General features: G+C 36.8%; 15 protein-coding genes. 4 read left to right on the top strand and 11 right to left on the bottom strand.

All coding sequences use genetic code 11. The features are described 5' to 3' along the window. Positions 1 to 5 precede the first annotated feature (5 nt). The gene (locus DCS32_RS14795; protein WP_108878982.1) at positions 6 to 1499 is read left to right on the top strand and encodes a polysaccharide biosynthesis C-terminal domain-containing protein; all 1494 of its coding nucleotides are present in this window, start codon (positions 6 to 8) and stop codon (positions 1497 to 1499) included. A gap of 94 nt (positions 1500 to 1593) precedes the next feature. On the opposite strand, the gene DCS32_RS14790 is transcribed toward DCS32_RS14795, so the two are convergent. From DCS32_RS14790 to DCS32_RS14775, 4 genes are all read right to left on the bottom strand, one after another. Next, positions 1594 to 2145, bottom strand: coding sequence for a hypothetical protein (locus tag DCS32_RS14790; RefSeq protein WP_108878981.1), 552 nt, complete (start codon positions 2143 to 2145; stop codon positions 1594 to 1596). 195 nt (positions 2146 to 2340) lie between these two features. Next, the gene (locus DCS32_RS14785; RefSeq protein ID WP_108878980.1) at positions 2341 to 4281 is read right to left on the bottom strand and encodes a DUF4139 domain-containing protein; all 1941 of its coding nucleotides are present in this window, start codon (positions 4279 to 4281) and stop codon (positions 2341 to 2343) included. Positions 4282 to 4374: 93 nt separating this feature from the next. Next, positions 4375 to 4791, bottom strand: coding sequence for a thiol-disulfide oxidoreductase DCC family protein (locus DCS32_RS14780; protein ID WP_108878979.1), 417 nt, complete (start codon positions 4789 to 4791; stop codon positions 4375 to 4377). Continuing rightward, positions 4781 to 6958, bottom strand: a complete 2178-nt coding sequence (locus DCS32_RS14775) for an endonuclease MutS2 (RefSeq protein ID WP_108878978.1) — start codon at positions 6956 to 6958, stop codon at positions 4781 to 4783. Before DCS32_RS14775 ends, DCS32_RS14780 begins: the two co-directional genes overlap by 11 nt. 120 nt (positions 6959 to 7078) lie before the next feature. Here DCS32_RS14775 and ung point away from each other — a divergent pair, with 120 nt between their 5' ends. Continuing rightward, positions 7079 to 7744, top strand: coding sequence for a uracil-DNA glycosylase (gene ung, locus DCS32_RS14770; protein ID WP_108878977.1), 666 nt, complete (start codon positions 7079 to 7081; stop codon positions 7742 to 7744). Between the two features lie 256 nt (positions 7745 to 8000). On the opposite strand, the gene DCS32_RS14765 is transcribed toward ung, so the two are convergent. From DCS32_RS14765 to DCS32_RS14740, 6 genes are all read right to left on the bottom strand, one after another. Continuing rightward, complete coding sequence (locus DCS32_RS14765; protein WP_108878976.1) at positions 8001 to 8852, bottom strand: substrate-binding domain-containing protein; 852 nt, start codon at positions 8850 to 8852, stop codon at positions 8001 to 8003. A gap of 4 nt (positions 8853 to 8856) precedes the next feature. Further along, positions 8857 to 10911: a polyphosphate kinase 1 gene (gene ppk1, locus DCS32_RS14760; protein WP_108878975.1), complete on the bottom strand. Its 2055-nt coding sequence runs from the start codon at positions 10909 to 10911 to the stop codon at positions 8857 to 8859. A 113-nt stretch (positions 10912 to 11024) separates the two neighbouring features. Continuing rightward, a complete protein-coding gene (locus DCS32_RS14755; protein ID WP_108878974.1) occupies positions 11025 to 11915 on the bottom strand; it encodes a nucleoside phosphorylase in 891 nt (296 codons plus the stop codon). Continuing rightward, complete coding sequence (locus tag DCS32_RS14750) at positions 11916 to 12848, bottom strand: DUF1835 domain-containing protein (protein WP_108878973.1); 933 nt, start codon at positions 12846 to 12848, stop codon at positions 11916 to 11918. It lies immediately after the preceding gene. Between the two features lie 48 nt (positions 12849 to 12896). Beyond that, positions 12897 to 13229, bottom strand: a complete 333-nt coding sequence (locus tag DCS32_RS14745) for a translation initiation factor (protein WP_013751998.1) — start codon at positions 13227 to 13229, stop codon at positions 12897 to 12899. 2 nt (positions 13230 to 13231) lie between these two features. Further along, positions 13232 to 14182, bottom strand: a complete 951-nt coding sequence (locus tag DCS32_RS14740) for an isopenicillin N synthase family dioxygenase (protein ID WP_108878972.1) — start codon at positions 14180 to 14182, stop codon at positions 13232 to 13234. 242 nt (positions 14183 to 14424) lie between these two features. Here DCS32_RS14740 and DCS32_RS14735 point away from each other — a divergent pair, with 242 nt between their 5' ends. Next, on the top strand, positions 14425 to 15063 hold the full coding sequence (locus DCS32_RS14735; protein ID WP_108878971.1) for an SDR family oxidoreductase: 639 nt from the start codon (positions 14425 to 14427) through the stop codon (positions 15061 to 15063). A 103-nt stretch (positions 15064 to 15166) separates the two neighbouring features. On the opposite strand, the gene DCS32_RS14730 is transcribed toward DCS32_RS14735, so the two are convergent. Beyond that, entirely contained in the window at positions 15167 to 16216 is a 1050-nt protein-coding gene (locus DCS32_RS14730) for a flavin monoamine oxidase family protein (protein WP_108879308.1), read from the bottom strand. 283 nt (positions 16217 to 16499) lie between these two features. Here DCS32_RS14730 and DCS32_RS14725 point away from each other — a divergent pair, with 283 nt between their 5' ends. Beyond that, positions 16500 to 17585: a methyltransferase gene (locus DCS32_RS14725; protein WP_108878970.1), complete on the top strand. Its 1086-nt coding sequence runs from the start codon at positions 16500 to 16502 to the stop codon at positions 17583 to 17585. The last annotated feature ends 131 nt before the right edge of the window (positions 17586 to 17716 follow it).

The raw sequence follows: 17716 nt of genomic DNA, 5'->3' as shown, positions 1-17716 counted from the left end.
AAACTGTGGGAATCGTATTAAAACAATCTTTTCAGAATCTTATCACGACTTACTTAGGCTTTGGACTAGGAGCGGTAAACACGTTGTTTCTGTACGTGAATTTCATGAGCGACACCTATTATGGTCTAGTGAGCTTTATTCTTTCTACAGCTTTTATTTTAGTGCCTTTTCTGGCTTTTGGGGTTCAAAACACGATAGTCAAGTTTTACTCATCTTTTGAGGGAGAAGATCAAGATCGTTTTTTGAGTTGGATGTTGTTATTGCCATTGGTCCTAATAATTCCTCTTACTGGAATCACTTATTTTTTACATCAACAAATAGCAGATTTCCTTTCGTCAAAAAATGAGATAGTAGCTGGTTATGTTTGGTATATCTTCATAATAGCGTTGTCTTCGGCGTATTTTGAAATTTTCTTTTCATGGTCTAAGGTGCAGCTCAAAAGTACATTTGGTAATTTCTTAAAAGAGGTTTTTCATCGCTTAGGGGTTACACTGCTACTTATTTTACTAGCAATATCTGCAATTGATGTAGATACCTTTATAATTCTAACAGTCGTAATTTATATAGTTAGAATGATCATCATGATGGTGTATGCCTTCAAGCAACGTAGGCCGGTAATCACATTTTCGCGAAAGCGTGCGAATACCACTTCAAAACTTGATAGACAGCGCATCGCTATTATAAAATACTCCACGCTTATCATAATTGCGGGTTCTGTGGCGACCTTACTTATTGACATAGACAAGTTTATGATAGGTAAATATGTGGCGATAGAAAATGTAGCTTATTATGCTGTTGCTATTTACATCGCTACGGTTATTGGTGTGCCTTCTAGAGCGATGCACCAGATTACGTATCCTATGGTGGCAGAGATGCTTAATAAAAAGCAGTGGAGTGATATGAATGTGCTATATAAAAAGAGTAGCCTGAGTTTGCTGGTAATTTCTGGTTTGTTATTTCTCCTTATCGTTTGTAACATTAAAAGCTTGTACTTAATTGTAGGTCCAGAGTATGCTACTGGCTTGTATGTGGTACTATTTATAAGCGCTTCAAAACTATTAGATAACTGCCTTGGGATCAACAATGCAATCATTTTTAATAGTGATTATTATCGCATCGTGCTAGTAATAGGTGTGGTTGCCGTGATTGTAGCAATTATATTAAATATGATTTTAATCCCAGTATTAGGGATTAATGGTGCTGGAGTGGCAACGCTTATTGCCACAGTAGGATACTCGGTTGCTAAACTTTTTGTGGTACAATCTAAATTTAAAATGCAGCCATTTTCAAAGAATTCGCTCAAGACTTTTGGGCTAATTATAGGTGTGTTTTGTCTATGTTATTTTTGGGATTTTGGTATACATCCTATAATAGCTATAGCCTTGAAAGGTTCCATTATTGCATTAAGTTACCTTGCGATTTCTTATGTTCTAAAGTTATCCCACGACATTAACGTTGCTATGGATAAAGTACTCAACATCGTTAGAAAAAGAAGCTAATTCATTACATAGAAAAACCCCAGCCTGTAATGAAACAGACCGAGGCTTTAAAAAACCAACCAAAGTTATCGTTTAGTCATCTTCGGAATTATTTCTAACCTCTGAGACGCTTATTATTTTTAGTATTTACTTTTATTTTATTTGCTTTATAAAGTGCGTTGTTTCCGCGTGCAAATCTTGAAAGCTTTACAATACGGCCGCTTCTGTTATAAATAACGTGCATGTCGCCTACACGAGCTAGTTTGCCATTTTCATAACGAAGTGCTACCGTGCCTATTTGATTTACTTTTCCTTTTCGGTTATAGTTTATCACATTACGGCCTACTTGATAGATGTCTCCGCGACAATCATATTTTACAAAGCTGTTACCTCTGTATGGAAAACTCACTCCGTAAGTTGTACCTGGTGCACTTTGAGCATATCCTCTGCGACCTTGATTGCGAATTTGAAAACGTTCTCCAGAACGAGCAAAATCAAACTGTCCACTTATAAAAACTTCAAATTCAACACCACCTTCTGTAAATGTGATAGACTGTGGTACATTGTAACGTGGCCCTCTTTCTGTAGTGTGATCGAGATCTGTCACTGTGTTTGCTTGTGCAGTCATTCCTCCTAGAAACAATACTGCGATTAATAGCTTTTTCATAATATAAAAGTATTAGGGTTGATACGTTACCGTCTTTCGGTATGCGCTTGTTAGTTAGTTCGCAATCAGCGTGCCAGAAATAGAATAACCTTGTTACGTGTAGTGTTTATAGGTGTTTACGCTTTCGCGAAAAGGTGAAATGAATTATACATTTAGCAGCCTATTATATTTGATAGACACGTATTTTTATAATTACTAAAGATTTACTCTCTTATGTTTAGGATATTTTAGTTCGTATCTGAATTCCTTTTTAGAGCTATCTGATGGTGCAAGGTTTATAGTCCATTCTAGTAAACCTGTATCCTTATCATAAGAAGCATCTGAAGTTTCAATATCATCTACTTTGATTTCCTTGTTTTGTGATACAGGAACACGATCTACCATCTTTAGATTGATACCTGTACTTTTATTATTCTTCACTGTTGTTGAGTACGCCATGTCGACAATACGTTGCGAACCAATAAAAGAAGTAGACTTGAAATTATCTAGCTGTTTGCGCTTCACAATAATATTAGGATCAACTCCGAGTGACACAGATAATTCCTCCGTAGTCTCTAGCGGATTGATATAGGTTTTACCAGAAAAGCTACCTTCAAAATAAATATTTGCCTCTCCAGGAAGTAAACTATAACGCACCCAGTCTTTTATAGAAGCTGTAAGAAATACATTCTCATTTATAGCAGGAGCGACAAAGTATTCATAGGTTGCTGGTACTTCAAACTTATCAATTTCTATTACGGTCACATCTCCATCAGACTCAATTGAGTATTTTTTATTGATTTCAAATGTGGTTGTTGTAATTCCTTCTGTTTTTTGATCACCTGTAGCCGTTGTGATACTACTTGCCCCGCGTATTTGCACTCCTGCAGCTTTTCCCTGTAAAGTACTACTAATATCTTCAGATTCTACAGTGGTAACTGCATATGATAGACTTTTTTGAGATCTGGATGTACCATAAGCAGTAATTACGACTTCGTCCAGCGCATTATCTGTTTCTAAGTTTGCATTGATAATACTAGCGTGAATAGGAATTTCCTTAGTTTTAAAGCCTACAAAGGAAAACGCTAGCGTTTCTCCTTCATTTACTTGAAGTGTGTATTTTCCATCAAAGTCTGTTTGCGTTCCGTTTGTTGTTCCTTTTACTATAACATTTGCGCCAGGTAACGGTCCATTATCTTCAGTAACTATTCCTGTGATGGTTTTAATGGTTGGGTTGTATTTATAATTGTATGCGCGAGTCGTTGTACTATTATTACGATAATTTCGATTTACAAAACGTAAGTACTTTGTATCAATAGTTGGCTTAAGATTATTAGTGTTAGGATCTCCTGTTGATAATACCAGATTTACATCATCCCAGTCTATTCCTGTTTTTTGATACAAATGGGCTTTGTAAGATAATTGTAATGGTGCATCTGTTGCAATTGCTTTTAAGTCATATTCTGGATACCATCCTGCTTCACTCACATTATATGTGATCTTAAGTTTTAATGTCTCTCTCTGCTCACCGTTGAGTTTTAGAGTAATTTGTCCTTTACTTTTTTCTTCTGAGATGTTAAGCTCGTTAAATTGCTTCGTAAGATCATTTACACGACGTTGTAAGGTTGTTTTTTCAATTTCAGCATCGAGGATTCCATTTTTAATTTCGGTTACACGTTTTCTGTAGTAAGTAGATAGCTCCTTGATTTTAGTTAGGTCTATTTCTGTGGTGTTGCTACCTAATCGTTGGTTTGCTGTAATTACTTCCTCCTCTTTGTGCAAACCACTCATAAGACTGTTGAGTTTGAGGATATCCGTCTCAAGTTTAGTTTTTAAACTTCGTAAACTGTCTACTTTCTTCGTATTGAGTTGTTCTGTGAGATAGTTAATTCCGAAGTTAATAGATAATATAGAAGCGTTTTTTAAGCCAGAGATCTGGATGCTGCTCTCATCAATATCGTTGGACAGATTATCAAATAGAAAGCTATTTGTTCCCTCAGTTACCAAAACTTCTGCAGTGCGCTCTATTTGAGCGCCGCTTAAGTAGACAGTTACTTTTGATAGGTTAGTATTTTTAGTTTGCGGTGGGTTTGTAGACGCTTTCGCGAAAGCGTAACCTATCAAACAAAAGACGAGTAATATTGTAAATCTTTTCATTGGTGTGATTTTTATAGTTGGTCAAATCTATAAGTACACCATTGGAAATAAAATGACTATTGAGTGAGTGGGTCATCTCAATGAGTGAACGAACTATTGTGGCTGCTCATAATCTAAAAACTTACTCTTAAGCTCCGGAGTAGGAATCATGCAGGCATCTTTTTTCCCAAACCATTTATAACGATTGCGGGCAATAAAGTCATAAACCGCATCACGCAAAAACCTCGGGAGAATTAAAAACACAGCAAGCAAAGGCCATCCACCAGAGAGTTGTTTTGCAATACGAAGAGCAGCCGTAGACTTTGCAAAGGCTTTGTCTTCAGTCACTAAAATAATAGAGTCTACCTTATTGAGGTCTATATGATGCTTTACAGCAAGTTCTTTTCCTACTTCGCTTTGCAAAGGCGCATATCTAAACACATCATTTTTATCACGTTGTATGATAAAAGTGATGGCGCCGTTGCACAAGTTGCAAACTCCGTCAAAAAGGATGATGTTTTTATTTTGCATTCTTCTTCTTGCGTTGTACAAGTTCTAGTTGCTCCAGAGAGACATTTGTAGTAAACATCCCGTAATCTACAGTGGCTTTACCTTTTTCTATATTATCAATAACACCAACAGCCTTCCCATCAAACATACGCACGCGATCTCCTTCTTTTAAAGTCACCTTTGGTTTTACTGCTTCGGGTTCTTTTTTCTTAGCCTCTTTCTTTTTCTCGCGTATTACTTTTACGTGTTTTTCGGCTTCCTTTTTTGTGGCTTGCTCTTTTGCTTTTTCGGCTTTTGCTTGTTTAGCACTTTGTTTTTTGCGCTTGCTATTTTCTATTTGTACGATTTTCATGAACTCGTCCATGAGGTCGCGTTTTTTCTTATCGTGATAGAATTTTTTACTGATTCCATCCAGCTTCGTACCTAGATAAATCAAGCGCTGATTGCTGTCATACAGTTCTTGATACGCCTCTAGCTTACTTTGTACTTTCTCATTTATTTCGGCAAGCTGTGCTTTTTCTTTTGCTGCTTGTTGTTCTTTCGCTTTAAGCGAACTCGTAGTTTTTGATAGCTTGCTGCGTTCCTTTTGTAGGTTTGCTATACTCTTGTCAAAACGTATTTTGCCACGCTCTACCTTTTTCTTTGAGCGATTAATAAGCGAGTAGGGGATGCCATTTTTTTGTGCTACCTCAAAGGTAAAAGAGCTACCAGCTTCTCCCATATGTAATTTAAATAGCGGCTCCAGCGTGCGCGCATCAAAAAGCATATTTGCATTTACAATCTCTGGCGTTTCATTTGCCATCATCTTCAGATTTGCATAGTGTGTGGTAATAATTCCAAAAGCCTCGCGCTCGTGAAAAACTTCTAGAAACGTCTCTGCCAGGGCACCACCAAGCTCTGGATCTGATCCTGTACCAAATTCATCAATGAGAATAAGCGTGTTTTTATCGCACTTCTTTAAGAAGTAATTCATGTTTTTAAGGCGATAACTATAGGTACTCAAGTGATTTTCTATACTCTGATTATCACCTATATCTGTGAGGATTTTATCAAATAAGCACATGCGAGAATACTCGTGTACAGGTATGAGCATCCCACTTTGCAACATTAATTGAAGTAATCCTACGGTTTTAAGCGTAATACTCTTACCGCCGGCGTTAGGTCCAGAAATCACAATAATGCGGCTTTCTTGATTTAGGTGAATATCTTGTGGGTAGGTTTTTTCTTTTTTAGCATTATTACTTAAAAGCAATAATGGGTGATAGGCATCTTTTATAGTGAGTTCGCGATCTGTAGTGATTTTAGGGAGTAAGCCGTTCATTTTTTCGGCGTACTTCATTTTGGCAGCAATCAGATCAATATCACTTAGTAACTCTTGGTATTCCTCAAAAAGCGGAATATAAGGTCGCATGCTATTTGTGAGCTCTTTGAGTATGCGTTTTACCTCCTCATCTTCTTCAAAAACGAGATTATTAAGTTCTCTTTGTGCCTGCAATGTCGCTTCTGGCTGGATGTAGGTAATACTTCCAGTCTTTGAGCTTCCCATAATAGAACCTTTGACTTTACGTCTATGCATTGCAGTAACAGCAAGCACGCGCACATTATCTACAATAGTCTCTCGTATATCATCTAGGTATCCATAACCGGCATATTGACCTAAAGCGCTAGCAAAACTAGAATTGATGCGTCCTTTGGTTTGGTTAATTGCTCTACGCAATGTTCCAAGCGTAGGAGTTGCATCATCACGTACCTCGCCGTATTTATCAATAATGCGCGTGATGGTATCAATAATATCTGTAGTGTATTCTGTCTCTCTTACCGTATTATATAAAGTAGGGTAGAGCTCCTCAAATTTTTTAAAGAATTTGAGGTGAATATTTACAGTCTCAGAAATACTAGCGAGCTTTTTAAAACTCCCTTTTTCTAAGGTACTATCTTCAATAGCAAGATACTTCACCTCATGATCAAGACTGTCAAAACCATGATTAGGTATCGCGGCATCTGCAGTGCGAGAAGATAGATATTCATTAGTTTGATGAAGCCCAAAAATTGCTTGTTTAGGAGTAGGGTATGGCTCTATAGCTAGTGCCTTTGCCTTACCTTTGTCTGTAGTACAGCGCTCTGAGACTTGCTCACATACAGTATCAAACTCTAAATCTTGTAATGTTTTATTAGTGATCTTTATCATAGGGATCTCGCTTTCGCGAAAGCGTAATAGAGCCACAAACGACTCTTGTAATTATTTTCTTTTTCTATAGCTTTGGGTTGTCTAATAATAAGAACAAACTTCTTAACAAAAATACGGATAATGCACGTAAAAATAGAAGCAAGCTGGAAGCAAGAACTTAGGGAAGAATTTGATAAGCCATATTTTAAATCACTTACAGATTTTGTAGCACAGGAGTACCATACACAAACGTGTTATCCACCCGGCGAAGAGATATTTTCGGCTTTTGATCATTGTCCCTTTGATAAGGTTAAGGTAGTGATTATAGGTCAAGACCCGTATCATGGAGCAGGGCAGGCTAACGGATTATGTTTTTCTGTACAAGAAGGAATTAACCATCCACCGTCACTTAAAAATATTTTTAAAGAAATAGCGGCAGACATGGGGATTGAAACACCTATATCTGGCAATCTTGATAGATGGGCAGCACAAGGCGTTTTACTTCTTAATGCAACGCTTACGGTACGAGCAGGTGAGGCTGGGTCACATCAAAAACAAGGCTGGGAGCAGTTTACAGATGTGGTGATAGATACGCTTTCGCGAAAGCGTGAAAACATTATTTTCCTACTTTGGGGAGGATTTGCCAAAAAGAAAGGAAAGAAAATAGATGCTTCAAAACATTTTATACTATTATCTGGGCATCCTTCACCACTAAGCGCAAATCGCGGATATTGGTTTGGGAACAAACATTTTAGTGCAGTTAATGATATCTTACTGAGTAAAGGACAAGCTCCTATTAAATGGTAGATTAAGACATAAAAAAACGACGCCGAAAATTTTAATTTGCTTTCGGCGTCGTTTTGCTTTAAAGGTTGAATTTTTATTCTTCTTCTTCCTCTGCTTCAGGATCTGTAACTTCATTACATGAAAATTGCAATAGGAGGAAATTGATAGCAATAAGGATTGCTATCACACTAAAAAAAATGGTCATTAGAAAAAATATGTAGTTTGTACCCTATAGATGCTTATCTATGGGAAAGGTTGCGTGAGTATGTAGTAAATATTATAGTGTTGCTTTAAAGAGACTCGCTTCAAGCTTGTTATCAATCATTTTTAAATCTGATAGTCGTGATTGTATGCGCTCAATTTCTTTGTTTGTGATCTGCTCTTGAGACCAAGTGGTCATCGTGAGCCATTTTTGAATATCTTCTAGCTGTTGCTCATATCTATTAGCCAGCGTACGATCTATAGAAGGGATATTTTTAAAATCTGCCGAAACTGTATTGATGGTTTCTAGTACGACGTTAATAGCATCATAATGCTCAGCAATAAAATCTTCTCTACCCGCAATCACAAAGCAACTCCAAGGCGTAGGAAAATCACCCAATCTCTTAAAGACTCCTTTATCTACAATAGGTTTTGTAGTAAAGTGTTCCCACATAAAATAATCTGCAGTACCTTCTGTAAGTGCTGTAATAGCTCCATCTAAGGTGTTTATTACTTTAAACTTAAGTTCATCTGTATTCCATCCTCTTTGTTCTGCTTGTACATGAGCCATTACGTGTGATCCAGAGCCATAGCGGCTTATTGCACATACCTTATCCTCAAGTTCTTCTATAGACTGTAATGTACTGCTGCCAGCAACATGAACGCCCCATTGTAATGGAGAAGAAACAAATATTTGTAAAATTTTTGACGGATTACCATTTGCGATGTCCTTAATGATTCCACCAGTTAATATAACCGCAAGGTCAATCTCGTTATCACGTAAAGCTTTATTCATAGCACCTGTACCTTCTGGGAAATCTATCCACTGTACATGTACTCCTTGCTCAATAAACATTTCATCCTCTATTGCTAGATGCCAAGGAAGGTTAAAATGTTCTGGTACTCCACCTATTCGTACTGTAGTCATATGCTTAATTGTGCTTCGCTTTTAGATAGTCAAAAATAGCATATTGTGATCTAATTTTTGGTGTTTCTTTTTCTGCTTTCGCGAAAGCGTTATTCTCTTCTTTATTTTGAATACGAGCCTTGACATTATCTGATAGCTGAATGTCAAAAATCTCTTTTAACTCCTTACGGCAATCTGTGTCTGTGATAGGAACAAGTACCTCAATACGTCTATCTAGATTTCTAGTCATCCAGTCTGCACTTCCCATAAATAACTGCTCATCGCCATCATGATTAAACCAGTAAATACGTCCATGCTCGAGGTATCTATCTAAAATGGAAGTCATATAGATATTCTCGCTCAGTCCTTTTACTCCAGGGATAAGAGCGGTAAAGCCGCGCACAAGCATTGTGATTTTTACTCCAGCTTGACTCGCTTTATAGAGGAGTTTAATCATATCCTTATCCTCAAAGCTATTCATTTTTATTTTGATCTCTGCGTGTTTACCAGATTGAGCAAAATCGATTTCATCATTAATGAGTTTTTCAAAAGTGCGTCTCGTGGTAAATGGAGAAACGAGTAAATGTTTGTTGCGAGGTACAATGAGGTCTCCCTCTAGTACTTTAAACACACGGTTAAGTTCTTTACCCAATTTCTTATCTCCCGAAAAGAAACCATGATCTGCATAGATTTTTGAGGTCTTAGCATTAAAGTTACCAGTACCTATATAAATGTATCGGCGGTTTTTACCTTCCTCTTTGCGCTTTACAAGTAATATTTTTGAATGTACTTTGATACGCGGATAGCTATAAATAACAGTGGCTCCTTTCTCTTCAAAAGTGCGTCCCCAAGTAATGTTATTCTCTTCGTCAAAGCGAGCTTTTGCTTCGATGAATATAAACACCTTTTTACCGTTATCTAAGGCCTTAAGAAGCGCCGAAGTAAGCGGAGATTCACTTGCAACGCGATACAAGGATATCTTTATTTCTGTGACATCTTTATCTTCTGAGGCTTGCTCTATAAAACGCTCCACATAATGAAAAGACATAAAAGGAAAATGTACGAGATGATCACGTTCTTTTAATACTTTAAAGTAATCTGTGGCTCTCTCGAGCGCATTATGTTTTATTAATGGTTGTTTTTCAAAATGTAGCTCAGGATTTTCTGTAGGGTCTGGAAACTGAAAAAAGTCATTGAAGTTGTGATAGCGACCGCCTGGCATCATGTCTACTTTACCTACACGCAAGAGCTTTCTTAATTTTTTTGCATCATCTTTATCCATAGAAGCATCATAAAGCAGTCTTGTAGGCTGCCCTTTGTGGCGTCGTTTTAAGGATTCATAAATACGATCTGCGAGTATACCGTCAAGCTCATCATCTAGGTATAGCTCTGCATCTCTAGAAATCTTTACTTCAAAAATGCCACGTATTTGCTCATCAGGAAAAATAGTATCCATTTTATAATGAATAATGTCATCAATAAAAGTAAGATAGTGCTCGTCATTATCTTTAACTAGGTGTACAAAACGATCTACTTTATGGGTAGGGATAGTGACAAATCCCACTTTTGAGGTGTCCTTAAAAAGTACGTAAAAGTATAGTGACTGATCTTCTAGAAAAATATCATTCTTATCCCCAAGGTCAACCTTTTTTACATCAAGATGTTCTCTTATGGTAGAAGTGTACCAGCCATCTGCAAGAATTTTATGCTTATCTGTGTAGGTTTTTGAGGTAAGGATGTGAATATGATGCTTTTCAAGTTCTGGGATGATCACTTTTCTAAAAGTGTGACCAAAACGTTGCTGCTGCTCATGTACCGTAGCTTTTATCTCTTTTACAATCTTATTTGGTTTGAGGGATAATTGCTTTCTAATTTCTTTTTTAACTCTTTTGAGTTGGCGCAACTGTGACACGCGTACTCGGAAAAACTCATCGAGATTAGTAGAGTATATCGCTAGAAACTTAAGACGCTCATACAGTGGATTATTCTCAACATCCTCAGCTTCTTGAAGTACTCGCTCGTTAAAACTAAGCCAGTTTAAATCTCTATGTCTAAAATTTTCGTCGGTAAGTTTAATCATCTCAGGGTATTTACTCAAATGTACAAAAGCACCACCCTGAAAGGATTAAGTCTATGTTAAAAGAGGAGCAATAAATGCTCCTCTTAATGTAAATGAAATTGACTTAAAGCGTATTAATTTTTAGTAAGCGCGTCAAGTGTATACTGGATAAGAGCTTCGGTTTGCTCTGTAGGTTGCTCGCTAAAAGTCATATTTGCTCTATTAGCAATAATACAATTAAGAGAAACGGCACGGTGTCCTAGTAATTTTGCGAGGCCATATATTCCAGAAGTTTCCATCTCTAAATTCGTAACCTTAAGTTCTTTGCTAGTCACGTTTTCGCGAAAGCAAAAAGTTCCTAATTTGTCATTCATGGTAGCGTCAGTCGTTTTAAGTCTTAACACTCTTCCTTGCGGCCCATAAAATCCAATATTTGTAGCAGTAAATCCATCGACTATTTTATCTGAAGCAAATTTATCTGCAAGTTGCTCATCGCAAGCCACTGCATAAGGATCACTTTTTTCTGGTGCCCATGACATGTGTTCTATAAAAGCTTTTTGGATTGCTGGATGCTGTACATGTTTACTATCATAAAAGTGGAGTAGGGCGTCTAGTCCTATCGCATAGCGGCTCATTAAGAAAGAGTTTACAGGAATATCTGCTTGGATAGAGCCACTTGTACCTATACGTACAATATCTAAACTAGTGTGCTCTTCATTTATTTCTCTTGTTTCTAGATTTATATTAACTAGCGCATCAAGTTCATTGAGTACAATGTCGATGTTATCTGTACCTATCCCAGTTGAAATAACTGTGATTTCTTTTCCTTTATAAGTTCCGGTGCTTGTTTTGAATTCGCGTTTTTGCGTTGTAAAACGTACACTGTCAAAATATTTTGTAACCGTATCTACACGGTCAGGATCTCCTACAGTTATTATTGTAGATGCAAGGTGTTCTGGTCTTAAATTTAGGTGGTAAATACTACCGTCTGGATTAAGTATAAGTTCTGATGGTGCTATTGTCATTTATTGAGCTTTTGTAAGTTGATGGTTATCGTTGTTGTAAACATATTCATACTTTGATGCACCTCCTAATGTGCAGGGGTACTTCATTTCTTTAAAAACATTGTATGAATTGTCTAGAATGTTATTTGCTTTCTCTGTGAGGGTAAGACGACCTTCTGTGTCCGTAAAAAATGGAGACATGCGAGTGATCATTTTTTTGATTTGTATATCACCGTAGCCATAGTACCCTTGATAATTGAGCATATAGCCACATAATTGATGTGGTGTTTTAATATTATACTTTCTTATGAGTCTAAGCATATTTGTTTCGAGCGTATTGAGACCGGTGATTACACTAGGAAAACGTTCTTTATGAGCGCTTATGCAATTAGATAAATAAGTAAAATTAGAATCTTTGGCTCTTTTTGGATCCAGCTTAAGTGGGTCTTTACCACAATAAAGTCTCCATAAGTCATCTGCAATAAAAAGGTCATGATTATTGAGTAGTACTTTGTCTTTATAGTGAATCAGTAATTGCTTGTCAGATAATTGAGAGAGCGCAAATAAATCCTTTTCTCCAGAGACCCTGCCACTGCATACTAGATAAACACTTCCTTTATATCCGAGAGATTTTATAAAACTTATACAGGCGAGCATATTAATATGGCAAAAAAGATCATATTCAAACCACAATATAATTTCTTCGTAATGATGAGCATCTGCAATAATTGCTAGCTGACTACCAAATTTCTCATCATAATCTCCCGCTTGCTCGGGGTATTTGTTTTTAAAAAAGGAAACACGTGTTTTTCTAAAAGCACTACTCGCAAGGTCTACTATTGTTTTTCCCTCACAAAGCATCTCTCTCCATACTGCATAATCACCATCTATTTTCATAGTTAATAGGCGGTCATTAAGACTGTCACCATTAGTAACGTGTAACGTTTTCTTCATAATACGGAGGGATATTTTAAAATGGCAACAGTTTTAATAATAGATATACTAGCCGCCTACACGTTTAGTTTTGAAGCCTTTTTCTTTTAAAAAACTCATGATGCGATCTCTGTAATCGCCTTGAATGATAATACTTTCATTTTTAAAACTTCCTCCTACACCAAGTAAGACCTTAATCTCTTTAGCTAGGATTTTAAAGTCTGATGTTTCTCCAGTATAACCTTCAATTATTGTAATGGGTTTGCCTTTACGTTTCTCATATTTACAGATGAGTGGGTCATTTTGAATCCAGAGTGTATCTTCTATATCAAGATTTTCTATAGGATCTTTTTCCGGAGTGTGATCAGGAAAAAGATTCTTTAATTGGTCGCCTAAGTCCATATTTATTCTTTAATCAATCCTATTTCTACAAGGCGTTGGTGTAAAAATTCTCCTGCAGTAATATCCTCAAACGCTTTAGGGTGCTCTTCACTTATACACTCATCAAGACAGTTAAGTTTCATATCTGATCGTGGGTGCATAAAGAAAGGAATGCTGTAACGAGCCGTTCCCCATTCTTCTTTAGGCGGATTAATCACACGATGTATGGTAGAACGTAACTTATTATTAGTATGGCGCTCTAGCATGTCACCTACATTTATTACTAGCTCATCTTCGTTAGGTATAGCGTCTATCCATTCTCCATCTTTACGTAACACTTGAAGACCTCCAGCAGATGCTCCCATTAATAATGTAATCAGGTTGATGTCTCCGTGTGCTCCGGCACGTACCGCTCCCTTAGGCTCTTCACTAATAGGTGGGTAATGAATAGGGCGCAAGATGCTGTTCCCATTATTTGCCCAGTGATCAAAATAGAATTCATCAAGACCTATATATAGTGCTAGCGCTCTAAGTACATAAATACCTGTTTTTTCTAGCATGCGGTATGCTTCCATACCTTTTTCATTGAACTCTGGTAACTCCGCTACATCAATATTCTCTGGATACGCTTCGGCAAGGTTTGCGTCTTCGTCTGCTTCTTGACCAAAATGCCAGAATTCTTTTAAATCTCCTTCTTTCTTTCCTTTTGCATGTTCTTTTCCAAAAGAAATGTAACCACGCTGGCCACCACCACCTTCTATTTCGTACTTTTTCTTAGTATCCTCAGGAAGTGCAAAAAAGCCCTTCACATTCTTATATAATCCATCTACAAGCTGGTCATCTAGAAAGTGATTCTTTAATGATACAAATCCTATGTCTTCGTATGCAGAACCTATTTCTTGAACAAATTTTGCTTTACGGTTAGGATCATCACTTAAAAAATCTGCGAGATCTACACTTGGTATATTATTCATCTTTTCCTTCTTTAGGGTTGTGTTACGAAGATAAGAATTTTCTATAGGTTTTATAAGCAGTTAAGAGGTGTCAAGACGTGATATTTTAGGGTTACGCTTTCGCGAAAGCGCACTCTTAAAAGTTTCCTCATAGTGTTAATAACTTTAATGAATAACTTAAATATTTACTCATTTCTATTAAATCATAGTTAAACTGAGAGTCGTTTTTTTTAAAACACGCGATAAGCCTGTATCTTGAGGTCATGGAAAAGATATTAGTAGCAGGTGCACATGGTACCACAGGAAAAAAAATAGTTAACTTATTAAAAGAATCTCAATATTTCAATCCAATCGCAATGGTGAGAAAAGAAGAGCAAAAAAGCTTTTTCGAATCACAAGGAGTAGAGACGGTTATGGGAGATCTAGAAGAGGATGTAAGTCCGGTTTTTAATCAATCATACGATAAAGTACTTTTTGCAGCAGGATCTGGAGGAAAGAAAGTTGTAGAGGTTGATCAAGAAGGTGCAAAGAAAATGATTGACGCATCAAAACAGCATAACATTAAGAAGTTTGTGATGTTAAGCTCCATGGGTGCAGATAATCCTTCTGAGGCAGAAGAGTTACAGGATTACTTGAAAGCGAAGCATAATGCTGATGAATATCTAAAAGACAGCGGATTAAATTATGCTATTGTAAGACCTGGAAGTCTTACAGATAACGAACTAACAAATAAAATAGAGCTTGCCGAAAAGCTCAATAAAAGAGGTGAGATAAGCCGAAATGATGTTGCACAAACATTAGTGCGCACATTAAATGACGATGTAGCAAATAAATCTACTTTTGAAATTATAAAAGGCGATACAATTATTGCAGACGCTTTAAATAAAGTAGCTGTACATTAATAAAATTCGACCAACTAAAAAAAATGCGACTTCCTTTGGGAAGTCGCATTTTTTTTTGCCCGTTATTTTTGATTAAAATAATTTAAAACATTTAAGCAACTTATTATAAGTCTAATCGTTTTATAATCTTGGCAGCAGTTTCATTTGCCGATGAAATTGCACCATCCATATATCCTGGAAACTCTTTTGCACTTTCTGAACTTGAGATAAATAAACTGTTATTCCATAGAGACTCACGAAATAGTGGGTTGCCGTTGTTTTGATGAGGAAATAATGGACTCTCAGATACTACATGAGTTTGTGGCTCATTGCTCCAGACGCATTCGTGATATGCTATATAGTCTTGCGCACTTGCGCCAAAAACACTCACCAGCTGATTTACAACTAGCTTTTGACGTTCTTCATTACTCAGTTTGCTATATGAAGCATTTACAAAGCCGCAAAGCGCAAATTTTGATTTTTCAACATTTTCATGGTTGTAAAATTCAGTCACGGGTCCTATGTTGCTAAAGAGTGTACTAGGCTTTTGCGCTTCTTTCCAGAAAGGGGTAGGATAGGTAATCGCCACTTTTATGGAGTCTTCCATCCAGGTGTGCGTTTGTAATGAAAGTTGTTTTAAATTATCTGATAATTGCGGCTCAAAATTAATATGAGAACCCCAAAGTTTTGGAGGTAACGCAAGAACGACTACATCTCCTTCAAAGGTGTCTTTACTTAAAACTTGCACTTTATTATTTATGTAGCGAATGGATTTTACAGATTGATTTAGTAAAACATTTGCGCTATCTAGCTTGTTGTAAATCGCATTGATTAATGCAGATGTTCCGCCCGCTACTCTATAACTAGCTGCTTGTGGTGGGATTTTTACTTGCTGTGCTCCATTGCTGCCCACAGGTTCATAAAAAACAGTAGCATCCATGTGCTGTGTAAATCTAGGAATGTCTAACTCCTCCAAAAGTCGAACAACCTCCGTATGATAATCTCCGAACCATGTTGCGCCCATTTCTACGGGAGCTTGCTTCTCATTGTAAAGTGTGTGTATTCTTCCTCCTACGCGAGATCTCGCCTCGAGAATGGTATAGGGAATCCCTTGTTCTTGTAATCGATATGCTGTAAGTAATCCTGATAATCCAGCTCCTATAATTATAACCATCTTACAAAAGTATGGAAATAGCGTACAGTTTGAGATTGTCAACTATGTGTTTTATTATAAAAAATTGAGCTGCTTTTTCTCACATTTTCGCGAAAGCGGAAACATTATTATAGTCAACCTTAAATATTTCAATAACTTTTATATCGCCTTATATCGATGGGTTTTAATAGCGTACCTTTAAGAAGCAGTTTATATCTTCGCGCACTGCAATAATTGATTATGGGATGTTCTTTACAACTTATAATTATAGAGATACAATCCCACTACTAAACGACATAACAGCATGAGTACAGACATACCATTACATAGACCGACCCCTATTACTTCAGAAAAAAGAAGAGGTACTTTTGAGCGTGATACAGATGTAAAACGCACCATTAGATTACTAGAGCAAGGAAAGGAGGTTTTAATCTCAGCATTTTATAGTGATGGGTTGACGCTACTTAAGGCGCTCAAAGTTCATTTAGACAGAACAATGCCTAATGATTCTTTTGAAGAGCAGCGTGCGCACCGTGAAGCGTACCATAGAATGTCAAACTTTATTGTGATAGAAGTGGTAAATCATGCGCTTGCTGTAAAAAAAGCACCTTCCATAGGCTGGTTTGAAAAGCTATACCCAGAAACAGAAGACTTTTTACTTACGTTTCCTCAAGTTCAAGGACTTAATAGTGCATGGCAGTGGTATAAAAATGGAATTGTAATTCCTGTGTTACGTAATAAAGTTCACCCTTATTATGGAACGTATTTTCCAACTCGTTTTGATCATCTTAAGCTTTTTGACAACTGGTTAAAGCGTTATGAAGGATCTAAGAAAACGGCTATTGATGTAGGTATAGGTAGTGGTGTATTATCATTGCAGATGGTACAGTCTGGTTTTCAAAAAGTATTTGGGACAGATACAAATCCTAATGCAATTATAGGATTAAAGGAATCTATGGGAGACACAAAGCTCTCGCGTAAGATTGAGCTGGATTATGCGCCGTATTTTGGTAAATTTAATAAGCCTACAGAGCTTATTGTTTTTAATCCGCCGTGGTTGCCTTCTTCTCAAAAGCTTGAGAATATAGATGAGGCAATGTATTATAATGAAGATCTTTTCCCAACATTTTTTACCAAGGCAAAAGATGCATTATTGCCAGACGGAAAATTAGTACTCATATTTTCTAACCTTGCCAAAATCACACATCTAATTGATACGCACCCTATAGAGCAAGAGCTTGAAAAAGGTGGAAGATTCCAATTAGAAAAATGCTTAAAAAAGAAAGTTAGAAAAGCCTCTGAAGAGACAAAACGTGACCAACACTGGCGAGAGGATGAGCAAGTTGAATTATGGGTGCTTACTCATAAAGATTACGTAGCACCTGAATAGGAGAATTTTTTGAATATATACTAATAGCCCATTACGGTACTTATGCCATAATGGGTTATTTTATGCTAGAGAGGTAATGATAAATTAGAATGAAATCAAAATAAATCGCGATATCGTTTTCGTTCTTATAA

It is taken from the genome of Dokdonia sp. Dokd-P16, from assembly GCF_003095655.1.
Classification (GTDB): Bacteria; Bacteroidota; Bacteroidia; order Flavobacteriales; family Flavobacteriaceae; genus Dokdonia.
Note: the sequence above shows the minus strand (reverse complement) of the source record. Positions and strands in the feature narration are given on the sequence as shown.

Bases quoted from the DNA above. Each gene is read 5' to 3' on its own strand.
- ppk1 (WP_108878975.1), bottom strand. From the start codon at position 10,911: ATGATTAAACTTACCGACGAAAATTTTAGACATAGAGATTTAAACTGG.
- DCS32_RS14750 (WP_108878973.1), bottom strand. From the start codon at position 12,848: ATGAAGAAAACGTTACACGTTACTAATGGTGACAGTCTTAATGACCGC.
- DCS32_RS14775 (WP_108878978.1), bottom strand. From the start codon at position 6,958: ATGATAAAGATCACTAATAAAACATTACAAGATTTAGAGTTTGATACT.
- DCS32_RS14790 (WP_108878981.1), bottom strand. From the start codon at position 2,145: ATGAAAAAGCTATTAATCGCAGTATTGTTTCTAGGAGGAATGACTGCA.
- ung (WP_108878977.1), top strand. From the start codon at position 7,079: ATGCACGTAAAAATAGAAGCAAGCTGGAAGCAAGAACTTAGGGAAGAA.
- DCS32_RS14730 (WP_108879308.1), bottom strand. From the start codon at position 16,216: ATGGTTATAATTATAGGAGCTGGATTATCAGGATTACTTACAGCATAT.
- DCS32_RS14745 (WP_013751998.1), bottom strand. From the start codon at position 13,229: ATGGACTTAGGCGACCAATTAAAGAATCTTTTTCCTGATCACACTCCG.
- DCS32_RS14725 (WP_108878970.1), top strand. From the start codon at position 16,500: ATGAGTACAGACATACCATTACATAGACCGACCCCTATTACTTCAGAA.
- DCS32_RS14740 (WP_108878972.1), bottom strand. From the start codon at position 14,182: ATGAATAATATACCAAGTGTAGATCTCGCAGATTTTTTAAGTGATGAT.
- DCS32_RS14785 (WP_108878980.1), bottom strand. From the start codon at position 4,281: ATGAAAAGATTTACAATATTACTCGTCTTTTGTTTGATAGGTTACGCT.
- DCS32_RS14780 (WP_108878979.1), bottom strand. From the start codon at position 4,791: ATGCAAAATAAAAACATCATCCTTTTTGACGGAGTTTGCAACTTGTGC.
- DCS32_RS14755 (WP_108878974.1), bottom strand. From the start codon at position 11,915: ATGACAATAGCACCATCAGAACTTATACTTAATCCAGACGGTAGTATT.
- DCS32_RS14735 (WP_108878971.1), top strand. From the start codon at position 14,425: ATGGAAAAGATATTAGTAGCAGGTGCACATGGTACCACAGGAAAAAAA.
- DCS32_RS14765 (WP_108878976.1), bottom strand. From the start codon at position 8,852: ATGACTACAGTACGAATAGGTGGAGTACCAGAACATTTTAACCTTCCT.